Here is a 13,467-nt window from a genome sequence, read left to right on the forward strand (position 1 = left end):
CTTGACCGGGCGCGCGGGCGCGCCGATCCTGGCGCCGCGTCCGGTCGGCCCGCCGCCGTCCGCGCGAGCACCATCCGCGCCGTTCGCCCGGCCCCGCTGCCCTCCCGGTGTCGCGGGTCCGCCGTGCGCCGCCCCGACCGGACCCGAAGACCCGTGATCGAAGACGTCCTCGTGTTCGCCCTCGGTGCCCTGTTCGCGGGGCTGGTGGCGCTGGTGCTGTTCCCGCCGTTCATGCGCCGGGCGGCCCGGCTCGCCCGCCGTGAGTTCGAGTCCCGGCTGCCGCACACCGCCGCCGAGTTCGCCGCCGCGAAGGACGCGGTGCGCGCCGAATACGCCGCCCGCACCGCCCGCGTGGAGGCCGAGCGCGACGCCGTCCAGGCGGCGCTGGCGGCCGAGCGACTGGCGCTCGCCGCCGAGCGACGCGACCGCCTCGGCGCCGAGGGCGAGCGCGGCGCGCTCGGCGACGCCCTCGCCGAGGCAGAGGCCCGCACGGCGGCCGCGCGGGCCGAACTCCGCGAGCGCGAGGAGGCGCTGACGCGCGCCTCCGCCGATCTCCGCGAGCTCGACCGCCGCCTGCAGCACGAGGCCGAACTGCGCCGCGCCGCCGAGCAGCGCGCCGACGAACTCGCCGCGCTCGCCGGCGAGATGCGCCTCGCCCTCGTCGCCGCCGACACCCGCGACGTCGCCACCGCCGCCCGCCCCGCCGCCCCGGCCAGGACCGCGCCGCGCAGCGACCCGATCGACGCCGAATGGACCGAGGCGCGCGCTCCGCGCCCCGCCGCCGCGATGTTCGACGTGGGCCCCTCGCTCGGCGACGGCGCCGCCGCGGTGCCGGAGGTGCGGCCCCCGACCGCCGAGGACGCCGTCGCCTTCGGCCTCGACGCCGCGCCCGTGGCGCCGGCCGAACCTTCCGACGAACGCGCGCCCGCGGGAGACGCCGGATCGCCCTACGAGGACCCGGCCCAGCGCGCCCGGCTGGTCGAGGCGCTGTCCGACCGGCTGCGCCGCCTGCGCACCGAGAACGCCGCCGCCCGCGGCCGCGGCGCGCCGGTGGAGACCGCGGCGCGGCCCGAACCGCCCGTCGAGCCCGTCCGCGTCGAGCCCGCCGCCGGTGCCGGCCGCGACGTCGTCGTCGCCGGACCGGACGCGGGCGGCCCGACGACCTGAACCCGATCGGCACGCCGGAATGCGAACGCCGGCCGGGAGCGGATCCCGGCCGGCGTCGTGGTGGTCGTGCGCAGGTGCCGGGACGGTCAGGAGCCGCCGGACATCGAGCGGATCAGCGCGTCGGCGTTGTAGTGCATCATCGCCGCGTAGGTCGGCGCCGGGCCGTCGGCGGGCGACAGCGCGTCCGAGAACAGCTTCGGGCCGAGCTTGGCGCCGGTCTCCGCGGCGATCTGCTCGATCAGGCGGGGATCGGCGATGTTCTCGACGAACAGCGTGTGGATGCCGGTCTCGCGGATCTGGCGGATCAGGCCGGCGACGGCGGCGGCACCGGCCTCCGAATCGGTCGAGACGCCCTGGGGGGCGAGGAAGGTGATGCCGTAGGCGGCGCCGTAGTAGCCGAAGGCGTCGTGGCTGGTGATCACCACCCGGCGCTCCTTCGGCACCGCGCCGATGCGGGCGCGGATGTCGTCGTCGAGGGCCTTGAGTTCCGTGGCGTAGGCCTTGGCGGCGGCGTCGTACTCGGGGCAGCCCTCGGCGTCGGCGGCGCAGAGGCCGGCGCGGATCGCCTCGACGTAGCGGATGCCGTTGCCGATGTCCTGCCAGGCGTGCGGGTCGAGACCGCCGTGGTCGTGGTCGTCGTGGCCGGATTCGGCGGCGTGGTCGTGGTCGTGCGCCTCGCCGGCGGCCGGTTCCTCGTCCTCGTCGACGAAGCCGGTGCGCGGGGTCACCGCGCTGCTCGCGGTCACCACCGGGCCCTTGTACTCGGACGCCTCGAGCAGGCGCGTCAGGAAGCCCTCGAAGCCGAGGCCGTTGACGACGACGAGGTCGGCCTTGGCGACCGTCTCGGCGTCGGCCGGCGTCGGCTGGTAGACGTGGGCGTCGCCGTCGGGGCCGACCAGCGTCTTGACCGCGACGCGGTCGCCGCCGATGCGGGCGACCATGTCGCCGAGGATCGAGAAGCTCGCGACGACGTCGAGGCGCGGGGCGGCCGACGCGGGCATGGCGAGGGCGATCGCCGTCGCGAGGACGGCGCTGGACAGGACAGGTTTCACTTCCGAGGTCTCCTTCGTGACCGGGTCGGCTCAGTTGCTCCGGTGCGGGGCCGGCAGGAGGCGCGGGATCAGGCCTCCGGTCGGACCGGCGAGCAGCGAGACGACGTAGACGGCACCGGCGACGAGGATGATCGCCGGGCCGGATGGCAGATCGAAGTGGTAGGAGGCGAGCAGCCCCGTCACCGCGGACACCGCGGCGATCAGGGCGGCGATCGTGGTCATCGCACCGATCTCGTGCGACCAGAACCGGCTGGCGGCGGCGGGCAGCATCATGATGCCGACCGAGAGCAGGGTGCCGAGCGCCTGGTAGCCGGCGACGAGGTTCAGCACCATCAGCACCATGAACACGGCGTGCACCGCCGCGCCCGAGCCGCTGACGACGCGCAGCCACGCCGGATCGACGCACTCCATCACCAGCGGCCGCCAGATCACCGCGAAGGTGAGCACGGTGACCGACGCGACGCCGGCGATGAACCACAGCGACTGGTCGTTGAGGGCGAGCACGGTGCCGAACAGGACGTGCATCAGGTCGACCGGCGAGCCGCGCAGCGACACGATCAGCACGCCGAGGGCGAGCGAGATCAGGTAGAAGCTCGCCATAGAGGCGTCCTCGCGCAGCACCGTCGAGCGCGACACCGCGCTGGTCAGGAGCGCCACCACGAGGCCGGCGACGATGCCGCCGGCGGTCATGGCGACGAGGTCGAGGCCGGCGAGCAGGAAGCCGACCGCGGCGCCGGGCAGGATGGCGTGGGCCATGGCGTCGCCGGTCAGGCTCATCCGCCTGAGCATCAGGAACACGCCGACCGGGGCGGTGCCGACCGACAGCACCACCGATCCCACCAGGGCACGGCGCATGAAGGCGAAGTCGGCGAAGGGTTGGACGAGGGCTTCGTAGAGGGTCATGGCCGGACGTCGGGGCTGCAGACCGGCGCGTCGTCGTCGAAGGCCTCCGTCATCGCGCGGGCGGCGGCGAGGTTGGCCTCCGTCAGCACCCGCGCGGTCGGGCCGGCGGCGACGAGATGGCGGGCGATCAACAGCGCCTGCGGGAAGTGGGCGCGCACGAAGTCGGTGTCGTGCAGCACGGCGACGACGGTCCGGCCCTCGGCGTGCCAGCGCGCCACCATCGCCATCAGGTCGGCGATGGTGCGCTCGTCGAGGGCGGTGAAGGGCTCGTCGAGCAGCACCAGCGGGGCATCCTGCAGCGACAGCCGGGCGAACAGCACGCGCTGGAACTGGCCGCCCGAGAGCGTGTCGAGGGTGCGCCGCTCGAAGCCGGCGAGCCCGACCGCGCCGATCGCGGCGGCGACGGCCTCGTCGTCGCGGCGGCCGAAGCCGGCGAATGCGCCGCGGCGGCGCCACAGGCCCATGGCGACGAAGTCGAACACCTCGATCGGGAAGCTGCGGTCGACCTCGGCCTGCTGCGGCAGGTAGGCGATGCGCCGGCGGGCGCAGCCGTCGACGTCGACGGCGCCGCCCATCGGGCGGACCAGTCCGACAATCGCCTTCAGGAGCGTCGACTTGCCGGCGCCGTTGGGGCCGATCACCGCCGTGAGCGATCCGGCGGCGAGGGTGGCGTCGACGTGGTGGACCGCGGGGTGGCGGTCGTAGCCGACGGTGGCGTCGCGGAAGCGGACGACCGCGCCGGCGACGGCGGGCGAGGCGACGGCGAGGCTCATCCGGTCACCAGGGCGGTCAGGCCCCACACCGCCGTCAGCAACACGGCGGCGCCACCGAGGCGGGCGAGGAGACCGGCGCGGATCAGCGAGGGCGCGATCCGGACCGGGCGGAGCGCGGGCTGCGCCGCTCCGCGCGGCGGATGGTCGCGGCCGGTGCCGTGGCGATGCCCGTGGGCGTGCGAATGGTCGCCGTGATGGTGGTCGTGGCCGTGCGCGGCGGCGTGGTCGTGCCCGTCGGCGGTGTCGGCCGATCGGGCCGAAGCCGCCGTCTCGAAGACGGACCGGCTGGGAATACGGGTGGTGGCGGACATCTGGCCGGCTCCGGCGCTGTTGCGAAGCGACTTGTAACTTTATAACATCACAGCCGTCAAGCAGAGGAAATGCACGCATTGCGTGCAACGACGCTGGGCGGCTCGATTCGAGCCAAGTTCAAGGCCTGTCGACACTAATGAGCAGTTGCGGCGGCAAGGTTACGTTTTCGTAATTGGGTGTGGCGGTTGTTCATTTTTACGACTTAAAACGCTTTGAAGATTGCTCTGACAGTCGATAGAGTTCGACACCGCCGACACCGGTCCCTCCCCCCACGCCGATCGACGGCCATTCTCCCGTGGTCGTCGTGCATTTCATGGTCCACACAACGTGAACGACGCAGCCTCCAAGAAAGAGTTCGCCAGGGACGCCGCTCCGGCCCTCCGCGATGCCCCCGGCGGATCCGCCCGGCTGACGCGCACCTTGCTGCACGCCCGCGAGGCGGTGATGCGGCAGCTGCGTCCGCACCTGCGCATGCACGGGCTGACCGAACAGCAGTGGCGCGTGCTCAGCGAACTGACCACGGTGACCGAGATCGCGGCGTCGGACCTCGCGGCCTCGACGTGCCTGCGCGCCTCGAGCCTGTCGCGAATCATCAAGGACCTCGAGTACCGCGGCCTGATCGCCCGGCGCGCCCAGCTCGAGGACCTGCGCCGGACGCTGGTGTCGATCACCCAGCGCGGCAACAACCTGCTGCACCAGATCGAGCCGGTCTCCGCCCAGATCCGCGCCGACGTCGCCGGCCGCTTCGGCGCCGATCGCCTGGACAGCCTCGCCGAGCTCGCCGACGACCTCGTCGCCGCCTGCGGCGGTCCGCAGGCCGGGGACGACGACGGCGAATGACGGGAAACCCTCCGGCCGGAGACGCTCCGGCCGGACGTGTCGGACGGCGCCGCTCGGGCCGTCAATCGGCGGCGGCGCCCTCGGCGGGTGCCGTCACCAGCACCTTGTCGATGCGGCGGCCGTCCATGTCGACCACCTCGAAGCGCCAGCCGCGCCAGCCGAGCACGTCGCCGGTCGAGGGAATCGCCTTCGATTCCGACAGGATGAACCCGGCGATCGTCTCGTAGTCGCGGTCGGGGTCGTCGAGCGCCGGGCAGCCGACGCGGTCGGCGACGAGGCCGACGCCGAGGTCGCCGTCGACCAGCCAGGACCCGTCCTCGCGGCGCAGGATCGAGGATTCCGCGCCCTCCTCGCCCTCTTCGGCGAGATCGCCGACGATGGCGGCGAGGATGCTGGTGGCGGTGACGATGCCCTCCACCGTGCCGTATTCGTCCATCACCACGACCATGTGGATCGGGGCGCGGCGCAGCACCTCGAGCACGGTCAGCGCCGGCGCGGTGTCGGGCACCACCTCGACGGGGCGCATCGCCGCCTCGATGTCGAAGCTGCCGCCGGAGAGATGGGAATCCAGGAGGTCCTTGGCCTGGACGATGCCGAGGATCGCGTCGGCCGAGCCGCGGTAGACCGGATAGCGCGAATGGGTCGAGTTGCGGATCACCTCGACGATCCGCTCGGGTTCCCAGTCGAGGTCGATGCCGACGATGTCGCGGCGCGGCGTCATGACGGCGCGGATCGAGCGGTCGCCGAAGCGCATCACGCCGGCCATCAGCTCGCGCTCCTCCGGCTCGATGATGCCGGTCTTGGTGCCCTCGGCGAGCACGGCGCGAATCTCCTCCTCGGTCACCGTGCCGTCGCCGGTGGCGGCGACCCGCATCAGGCGCAGCACCAGCCGGCTCGAGGCGTCGAGCACGGAGACCACCGGCGCGGCGATCAGCGCGATCACGGTCATCGGCCCGGCGACGAAGGCGGCGACGCGCTCGGGATTGGAGAGCGCGATGTGCTTGGGCACCAGTTCGCCGACGATCAGCGAGGCGTAGGTGATCGAGCCGACCACGATGGCGATCGAGAGCGCGTTCGCCCAGGCCGCCGGCACGCCGGCGGCGAGCAGTTCGCCGCCGAGCGGCTCGGCCAGCGTCGCGCCGGAGTAGGCGCCGGCGAGGATGCCGACCAGCGTGATGCCGATCTGCACCGCCGACAGGAAGCGCGAGGGATTCTCGGCGAGCTTCAGGGCGGTGCGCGCGCCGCGCACGCCCTGGGCAGCCAGGGCCTCGAGCCGCGGACGGCGCGAGGACACGACCGCGAGCTCGGACATGGCGAACCAGCCGTTCACGAGCAGCAGGACGATCACGATCGCGATTTCGGTGAGGTAGTTCATCGATCCGTCTGCGGTTGCCGCCGAGCCTATCCGAAGGCGTGGGCGAGCAGGAAGAGCGTCACCTTCAGGGCACCATAGATCACCCCGGAGGCGACGACGACACTGGCGGCGGCGGCGACCATGCCGAGCGCGGCCATCAGGCCGTCGAACTCGATCAGGGCGAGGGCGATCAGGCTGATCGCGAGCGCCGGCAGGAAATTGGCGCCCCAGATCGGCAGCGTCAGGATCACCGCCATCACGAGCACCACGAAGCCGAGCACGCGCTCGCCGACGGGCGAGAACACGAACAGCGCGCGCGGGCGCAGCATCCGCTCGGCCCGCTTCAGCCAGGGCTCGGCGCGGCGGGCGAGGGCGCGCAGGTCCGCCGTCTTCAGCGAGCGCCGTCCGACGAAGCGCGGCAGCCTCGGTTGGTGCCAGCCCATCACCATCTGGCCGGCGATCACCACCAGCGGGATGCCGAGCAGCAGCGCCACGCCCGGGATCATGTTGGGGATCGCGAGCACGAGGAACAGGAGGCCGTAGACGCGGTCGCCGAGGGCGCCGATGACGTCGTCGAGCGTCACCTCCTCGGCCTTCCAGGACTCGGCGAAGCCGGTCAGCAGGGCGGAAGCCGACGCGGGCCTCTCGCCCGCGGGTTGCGTCACCTGCCGATCCCTCACCTGCACGTCGCCCTTCCGCCTTTGCGTCGGACGTCACTATATGGGATCGGACCGCCGTTGCGGAAGGCCGAAGCGACCGGCCGCGGTGCGGCCGGATCGGATTTCAGGTTTGACCGCACTGCGAAATTGCGGGACAACGAGGCCCGTGGGGTAGCGTCGCGCCGGTTCGCACCGGGCGGCGGGGATTGCCGGGACCGAGGGCGGCCGCGCAGCGGGCCGGCCCGATTCGACCGACGTGTCGCCGTCGTCGCGCGATCGTCGTCGCGCCGACCGGAATATTCGTCCGGCCGTGCCGTTTCGGATCGACATCGGACCGGCCCCGAGACGAGAGGTTGGACAGCTTGCTACAGACCGCTCCCAAGATGCAGATCGTGCAGTCGCTCTCGCGTGCGCTGCAGACCTACCAGGACGGCGTCACCGCCCTGAACGCCGCCTTCGACGGCGACGAGGCCTTCCGGGCCCAGGTCGTCGCCGCTGTGGAACTGGTGATCGCGCAGGAGGGTCGCGTCATCGTCACCGGCGTCGGCAAGAGCGGCCACATCGGCCGCAAGATCGCCGCCACCATGGCCTCCACCGGCACGCCGGCCTACTTCGTCCATCCGACCGAGGCGAGCCACGGCGATCTCGGCATGATCGGCGTCAACGACGTCGTCATCGCCATGTCCTGGTCGGGCGAGACCGCCGAACTGTCGGCCATCCTGCAGTACACCGCTCGTTTCAAGGTGCCGCTGATCGCGATCACCTCCAAGGCCGACAGCACGCTCGCGCTGCACGCCACGGTGCCGCTGGTGCTGCCGCGTCTCACCGAGGCCTGCGGCCTCGGCCTCGCGCCGACCACCTCGACGCTGCTCCAACTCACCATCGGCGACGCGCTGGCGATCGCGCTGCTCGAGCGGCGCGGCTTCTCCGCCACCGATTTCAAGGTCTTCCATCCGGGTGGCAAGCTGGGCGCGCAGCTGCGCACCGTCGGCGAGCTGTCGCACCGCGGCGACCAGATCCCGCTGGCGCGGATCGGCACCCCGCTGTCGGAGGCGATCATCACCATGTCGGGCAAGGGCTTCGGCGTGATCGGCGTGATCGATCCCGCCGGCGAGCTGATCGGCGTCGTCACCGACGGCGACCTGCGCCGCCACATGGCGCCGAACCTCCTCGAGATGACCGTCGACCAGGTGATGTCGACCAAGCCCAAGGTGGTCGCGCCCGACCATCTCGCCAGCGCCGCGCTGGAGACGATGCAGTCGAAGGCGATCAGCGTGCTGTTCGTCACCGAGGAACGCCGGCCCGTCGGCATCCTGCACGTCCACGACCTCCTGCGCGCCGGCGTCGCCTGACGATCCCACGGCGGCCGGGTTCGAACCACCTCGGCCGAGCCGCCGGTCCCGTCAGCGCACGACCAGCACGGCCGCGAAACCCTCCCGCGCCGCCGCCTCCCGCGCCGCCCGGACGTCCTCGTCCGGGCCGACCACCGTGAACGCCGTCACGCCCGCGGCGCCCGCCGCCAGCACGACGAGGCCGCGCGCGCTCGCCACTGCGGCGGCTCCTCCGCCCGCGGCGACGCCGAGCCGGGCCGCCAGCTTGCCCTCGTCCAACCCGATCGCCGACGCGCGCGCCGGGCGCGCCGTGGCCCGCGCACAGGCGAGCACCGCGGCCGCATCCGCCGGCACGATGCCGGCGACGGCCGTTCCGGCCGCACGGTTCAGCATCGATTCGGCGACGTCGAGCCGCGCGGCGAGCCGGTCGAGGTCCTCCGGACCGGCCGCGTCGGTCGCGATCGCGCCCGCCGCGCCGGTGTCGAGCGCCGCCACTAGGGTCTCGACGTCAAGCGAGTCGAGCGAATCGACGATCAAGTCGGAAACGTCCCTGCTTTCGGTCGGCGACGATGCCAGGAGTTGTCCGTATCGCATCCGGAAACACTCATTAACCAGACGTTAACCAAGATCGCCGAAGTCTTAACCGGGTGTCCGACGGTAGGAGGCCGCGACATGAAGCCTCTGTTCGAGTGGATGACGCAACCGCAGCCGGTCCGCAACCAGCCGGTCCGCAAGACCATCGAGCCCGCCGGCGGCACCGACGGGATCGAGAACCGGATCGAGTCCGCCTTCGCGGCGGCCAGCGAGACGACGGGCACGTCCTTCGACTATCTCGTCAAGACCGCCCAGCGCGAGTCGGCGATGAACCCGACCGCCAAGGCGAAGACGTCGTCGGCGACCGGTCTGTTCCAGTTCATCGAGAGCACCTGGCTCGAGACGATGAAGCAGTCGGGCGCCGAACTCGGCCTCGGCGAGCTCGCCGACAAGATCTCCGTGGACTCCAAGGGCCGCTATTCCGTCGCCGACCCGAAGGACCGCGCCGAGATCCTGGCGCTGCGCAACGATCCCGAGGTGGCCTCGATGATGGCCGGCGCGCTGACGCGGCGCAACGCCGGCTACCTCGCCGACGCGGTCGGCCGCGACCCGAGCGCCGGCGAACTCTACGTCGCCCACTTCCTCGGTGCCCGCGGCGCCGCCAGCCTGATCAAGCAGGCCGAGGCCAACCCGGACGCGAGCGCGGCCGACCTGTTTCCGCGGCAGGCCGCGGCCAACAAGTCGATCTTCTATGACAAGGGCCGCGCCCGCAGCGTCTCGGAAGTCTACGCCCAGCTGGTCTCCACCCACGGCGGTTCCGACCCGATCCAGACCGGGTCGACCGTGGCGACCGCCTACGCCGACGACGGCACGGCCTCCGCGGCGGTGCAGGACCCGTTCTCCCGCGTCGTCGCTGGCTTCCAAGCGACCTCCTCGCAGGACGCCTTCTCGGCGCTGTTCCACGGTGGCGACGGCGCACCGGTGCGCCCGACGGCGGCGGCGGCGTTCTGGCGCGGCTACACCATGGCGCCGGCCCTGTTCGACGTCGCCCTCGCCGAGGACGCCCGCGCGCTCGCCGGCGAGCGCCGGCAGGCCGAGGAGCGGGCGGCCGGGATCGCCGCGGCAACCGACGCCGCCGCGGCGGCGGCCGGCCCGTCGGTGGTGCCCGTCAAGGCGTCCGGCGCTTCTGCGGCGGCGCGCGACGGTGTCCCCCTCGACCTCGCCAAGTACCTGAAGCTCTGACGCTTCCCGGGATCGTTACCGCACCGTTGACGTGCATGGTGAACGGTTCCTTAAGCTCTGCCGGCGAAGATCGGGTCCTGATGGATCCGATCATCGGCGGGCGAGGGCGCGTTCCATGGTTGTTGGCCGCTTCTTGGACTGGATCGACCGGGCCCCGCCGCAGGCGCGGGCGGGCGCGGTGGCGCCGGTGGTCGGCACCTACTTCCGCCCAGACCTCTCGCCGGAGAGCCGCGAGGCGATCGAGGCGGTACTGACCGTGCTGCTCGACGATCCGAGCCTCGACGTCCGCGCCGCGCTCGCCGACGCCGTCGCCGGCCGCGAGGACGCGCCGCGCCACATCGTGCTGACCCTGGCGCACGACCTGCCCCGGGTCGCCGAGCCCGTTCTCGAGCGCTCGCCCTGCCTGCTCGACGCCGAACTGGTCGAGCTCGTGCTCTCCGGCGGCGCCCGGGTCCAGGCCGCGATCGCGGCGCGGCCGTGGGTGTCCTATGCGGTCGCGGCCACGATCGCCGCCGAGGGCGGCACCGAGGCGGTCGCCGTACTCCTCGACAATCCCGGCGCCGACATCGACGAGGCCGCCTTCGGCGTCATGGCCGAGCGTTTCGGCGCCGACGCCGACATCCGCGACACCCTTTTCGCGCGCGAGGACCTGCCGGTGGCGGTGCGCCAGTCGCTGATCGCCGCGCTCGGCGCCCGGCTCGGCGAGCTCGTGGTATCGAGGTCCTGGCTCACCGAACGGCGCGCCCGCTCGGTGGTGCGCGAGGCCTGCGACAAGGCGACCGTGGTGATGGCCGGCCGCGCCGAGGAGGACGAACTGGTCGAACTGGTCGAGCACCTGCGCCGCACCGGACAGCTCACCACCGCGCTCCTGATCCGCATGGTCTGCGAAGGCAACATCCGCTTCCTCGAGGCGGCGCTGTCGCGCCTCGCGGGCATGCCGGCGGCCGGCGTCTACGCCCTGCTCACCGACGGCCGCGACGGCGCGCTGCGCGCCCTGTTCGGCCGCGCCGGCCTGCCCGAGCGCACCCACCCGGCCTTCCTGGTCGCGCTCCAGGTCTGGCGCGAGATGGACTACGACGGCGGCGTCGCCGACAAGGCGCGCTACACCCGGCGCATGGTCGAGCGGATCCTGACGCGCTACCAGCAGTTCGCGCTGACCGAGGTCGACGACCTCCTCGCCATGATGCGCCGGCTCGCCGCCGACGCCGTGCGCGAATCCGCGCGCGCCTACGCCCGTGAAACCCGCGAGGGCACGCCGCGCGCGACCCGCGCGGCGGCCTGACGGACGTCGCGAGGTTCGAACGACGGATCGGGAACGAGGTGCCCGCAGGTGGCGGGCCGCCGGTCACTCGTCGAACGGGGTCTCGTCGCCGAGGGCGCCGTTGTCGGCGAGATAGCGCGTCGAGACCTCGCGGAGCGTGTCGGCGAGCGCCGCGCCGACGCGGTCGTTCTCGTCGCGGGCGCGTTCGCGGTGGATGGCGCGCAGCGCCTGCACGTGCTGCTCGATCAGCGCCCGCGGCAGCTTGTCCGGCCCGGGCAGGCCCTCGAGCAGGGCGCAGAGGCTGCCGGCGACCCGGGTCGCCAGCGGAAAGCCGAGGGTGGTGGCCTGGCCCTTGAGGTCGTGGGCGGCGCGGAAGAAGCCGTCGCGCTTGGGCCCGTCGGCGTAGCCGGCCTTGACCCAGGCGGCGTGCGTCGTCTCGATCTCGCGGATCTCGTCGGCGGCCCAGTCCTCGAAATGCGACGACAGGATCTTCAGCGCGGCCTCCGCGCGGGCGACGGGATCCTCGCCGCGACCGCCGCGGACCTCGCGCACCTTCTTGCGGAGGTCGTTCTTGGCCTCGACGATCTCGTAGGCTTCCGCACTCTGCGCCATGTCGGGGACCCCGTCACGCGCCACCCCCCGGTGGCAAACGCGAAGTGAATGCTACACCTCGCGGCTTAAGGTTCCGTTGCGCGCGGCGCTCCGCCGACGGGGGCACGGGAGACCGGCATCAGTAGCGGAACTGCTCGGCGAGGATGCGCTCGTCCCAGGAATGGTCGCGGTCGAACAGGATCAGGCTGCGCTGCTTGTGGTCCTCGCGGATCGTCACCTTGACGACGCCGCGGATCTCGTTGTGGTCGGCGGCGGCGCTGACCGGGCGCTTTTCGGATTCCAGCACGTCGATCACCACGGTGACCCGGTTCGGCATCAGCGCGCCGCGCCAGGAGCGCGGGCGGAAGGCGCTGATCGGCGTCAGGGCCAGTAGCGGGGCGTGGATCGGCAGGATCGGCCCGTGGGCGGAGAGGTTGTAGGCGGTGGAGCCCGCCGGCGTCGCCACCAGCACGCCGTCGCAGACCAGTTCCTCGAGGCGGACCTTGCCGTCGATGGCGATCCTGAGCTTGGCGGCCTGGTAGGTCTGGCGCAGGAGCGAGACCTCGTTGATCGCGCGGGCGGCGTGGCTGGCGCCGGTGCCGTCGACCGCGGTCATGATCAGCGGGTGGATCGCCGTCACCACCGATTCCGACAGGCGCTCGCGCAGGGCGTCGACGCGGAACTCGTTCATCAGGAAACCGACCGAGCCACGGTTCATGCCGTAGATCGGCTTGTCGGTGTTCATGAAGCGGTGCAGCGTCTGCAGCATCAGGCCGTCGCCGCCGAGGGCGACGACCACGTCGGCCTCCTCGGGCGGCACGTCGCCGTAGAGGCCGGCCAGCGTCGCGCGGGCGGCCTCGGCTTCCTCGGTCTCGCTCGCCACGAAGGCGAGGCGGTCGAAGGAGGGGATCAGGCGGTGGCTCATCCGACCTCTGCGCGTCGCGCGGGCGGCGTTCCCGTCCGCGGAGCATTCGGCTAGCATGTCGCGACGCAAAAGAAAACGCGACACGGGTGGGCGATGGCACAGATCGATTCGGACCTCCGTCAGGTCACCGTGACCTGTCCGGACATGGAGAGCGCGCGCAAGATCGCGGCGACGGTGGTCGGGCGGCGCCTCGCCGCCTGCGTCAACATCGTGCCGGGCGTCGTCTCGATCTACCGTTGGATGGGCGAGATTTCCGAGGACCAGGAGGTGCTCCTCCTGATCAAGACGCGCGAGGAATTCGTCGAGAGCCTGTTCACGGCCATCGTCGCCAACCACCCCTACGAGCAGCCGGCGATCGAGGTGCTGCCCATCGTCCACGCCGGCCGCGGTGTCGCGGTCTGGATCCGCGCGGAGACGGGCGGCGACGAGACCGTGTCGTTGCCGTGACGGCGGCCCCGCGATAGACGCTTGCAATTCGCCGGCCTTGCGCGCCATGGTAGGTCCATGACGCGGCGGAGGGGCG

Annotated in this window: 15 protein-coding genes; 6 read left to right on the forward strand and 9 right to left on the reverse strand. The window is 72.4% G+C overall.

Annotated features, from left to right (window positions below; genetic code table 11):
• The first annotated feature begins 153 nt into the window (after positions 1–153).
• Positions 154–1,167, forward strand: a complete 1,014-nt coding sequence (locus tag EDD54_RS23695; protein WP_126539071.1) for a hypothetical protein — start codon at positions 154–156, stop codon at positions 1,165–1,167.
• Positions 1,168–1,253: 86 nt separating this feature from the next.
• Here the strand turns inward: EDD54_RS23695 and EDD54_RS19180 are convergent, their stop codons facing one another.
• From EDD54_RS19180 to EDD54_RS19195, 4 genes are all read right to left on the reverse strand, one after another.
• Positions 1,254–2,168, reverse strand: a complete 915-nt coding sequence (locus EDD54_RS19180) for a metal ABC transporter substrate-binding protein (RefSeq protein ID WP_126541818.1) — start codon at positions 2,166–2,168, stop codon at positions 1,254–1,256.
• An 81-nt stretch (positions 2,169–2,249) separates the two neighbouring features.
• The gene (gene aztB / locus EDD54_RS19185; RefSeq protein ID WP_126539069.1) at positions 2,250–3,122 is read right to left on the reverse strand and encodes a zinc ABC transporter permease AztB; all 873 of its coding nucleotides are present in this window, start codon (positions 3,120–3,122) and stop codon (positions 2,250–2,252) included.
• Entirely contained in the window at positions 3,119–3,895 is a 777-nt protein-coding gene (aztA, locus tag EDD54_RS19190) for a zinc ABC transporter ATP-binding protein AztA (RefSeq protein WP_126539067.1), read from the reverse strand. The genes aztB and aztA overlap by 4 nt, the downstream gene beginning before the upstream one ends.
• Complete coding sequence (locus EDD54_RS19195) at positions 3,892–4,206, reverse strand: hypothetical protein (protein ID WP_126539065.1); 315 nt, start codon at positions 4,204–4,206, stop codon at positions 3,892–3,894. The genes aztA and EDD54_RS19195 overlap by 4 nt, the downstream gene beginning before the upstream one ends.
• Positions 4,207–4,534: 328 nt before the next feature.
• Between EDD54_RS19195 and EDD54_RS19200 the strand changes: the two genes are divergently transcribed.
• Entirely contained in the window at positions 4,535–5,047 is a 513-nt protein-coding gene (locus EDD54_RS19200) for a MarR family transcriptional regulator (protein ID WP_126539063.1), read from the forward strand.
• Positions 5,048–5,108: 61 nt separating this feature from the next.
• Here the strand turns inward: EDD54_RS19200 and EDD54_RS19205 are convergent, their stop codons facing one another.
• On the reverse strand, positions 5,109–6,422 hold the full coding sequence (locus tag EDD54_RS19205; protein ID WP_126539061.1) for a hemolysin family protein: 1,314 nt from the start codon (positions 6,420–6,422) through the stop codon (positions 5,109–5,111).
• Between the two features lie 26 nt (positions 6,423–6,448).
• Positions 6,449–7,066 (reverse strand): exopolysaccharide biosynthesis protein, encoded by a 618-nt coding sequence (locus EDD54_RS19210; RefSeq protein ID WP_165644675.1) that lies wholly within the window; start codon positions 7,064–7,066, stop codon positions 6,449–6,451.
• A gap of 377 nt (positions 7,067–7,443) precedes the next feature.
• Here EDD54_RS19210 and EDD54_RS19215 point away from each other — a divergent pair, with 377 nt between their 5' ends.
• Positions 7,444–8,412, forward strand: coding sequence for a KpsF/GutQ family sugar-phosphate isomerase (locus tag EDD54_RS19215; protein WP_126541817.1), 969 nt, complete (start codon positions 7,444–7,446; stop codon positions 8,410–8,412).
• Between the two features lie 51 nt (positions 8,413–8,463).
• On the opposite strand, the gene EDD54_RS19220 is transcribed toward EDD54_RS19215, so the two are convergent.
• On the reverse strand, positions 8,464–8,928 hold the full coding sequence (locus tag EDD54_RS19220; RefSeq protein ID WP_126539057.1) for a hypothetical protein: 465 nt from the start codon (positions 8,926–8,928) through the stop codon (positions 8,464–8,466).
• 135 nt (positions 8,929–9,063) lie between these two features.
• On the opposite strand from EDD54_RS19220, the gene EDD54_RS19225 reads away from it, so the two are divergent.
• Together EDD54_RS19225 and EDD54_RS19230 are read left to right on the forward strand one after the other, a co-directional pair.
• Positions 9,064–10,167: a transglycosylase SLT domain-containing protein gene (locus tag EDD54_RS19225; protein WP_126539055.1), complete on the forward strand. Its 1,104-nt coding sequence runs from the start codon at positions 9,064–9,066 to the stop codon at positions 10,165–10,167.
• A 115-nt stretch (positions 10,168–10,282) separates the two neighbouring features.
• Positions 10,283–11,449 carry a DUF2336 domain-containing protein gene (locus tag EDD54_RS19230; protein ID WP_126539053.1) on the forward strand — a complete coding sequence of 389 codons (1,167 nt, stop codon included), beginning with the start codon at positions 10,283–10,285 and terminating at the stop codon, positions 11,447–11,449.
• Between the two features lie 63 nt (positions 11,450–11,512).
• Here the strand turns inward: EDD54_RS19230 and EDD54_RS19235 are convergent, their stop codons facing one another.
• Positions 11,513–12,040, reverse strand: coding sequence for an Hpt domain-containing protein (locus EDD54_RS19235; protein ID WP_126539051.1), 528 nt, complete (start codon positions 12,038–12,040; stop codon positions 11,513–11,515).
• A gap of 118 nt (positions 12,041–12,158) precedes the next feature.
• On the reverse strand, positions 12,159–12,944 hold the full coding sequence (locus EDD54_RS19240) for an NAD kinase (protein ID WP_126539049.1): 786 nt from the start codon (positions 12,942–12,944) through the stop codon (positions 12,159–12,161).
• A 93-nt stretch (positions 12,945–13,037) separates the two neighbouring features.
• Between EDD54_RS19240 and cutA the strand changes: the two genes are divergently transcribed.
• Positions 13,038–13,391 (forward strand): divalent-cation tolerance protein CutA, encoded by a 354-nt coding sequence (gene cutA / locus EDD54_RS19245; protein WP_126539046.1) that lies wholly within the window; start codon positions 13,038–13,040, stop codon positions 13,389–13,391.
• Positions 13,392–13,467 lie beyond the last annotated feature (76 nt).

The sequence above is a fragment of the Oharaeibacter diazotrophicus genome (genome assembly GCF_004362745.1).
Lineage (GTDB): Bacteria > Pseudomonadota > Alphaproteobacteria > Rhizobiales > Pleomorphomonadaceae > Oharaeibacter > Oharaeibacter diazotrophicus.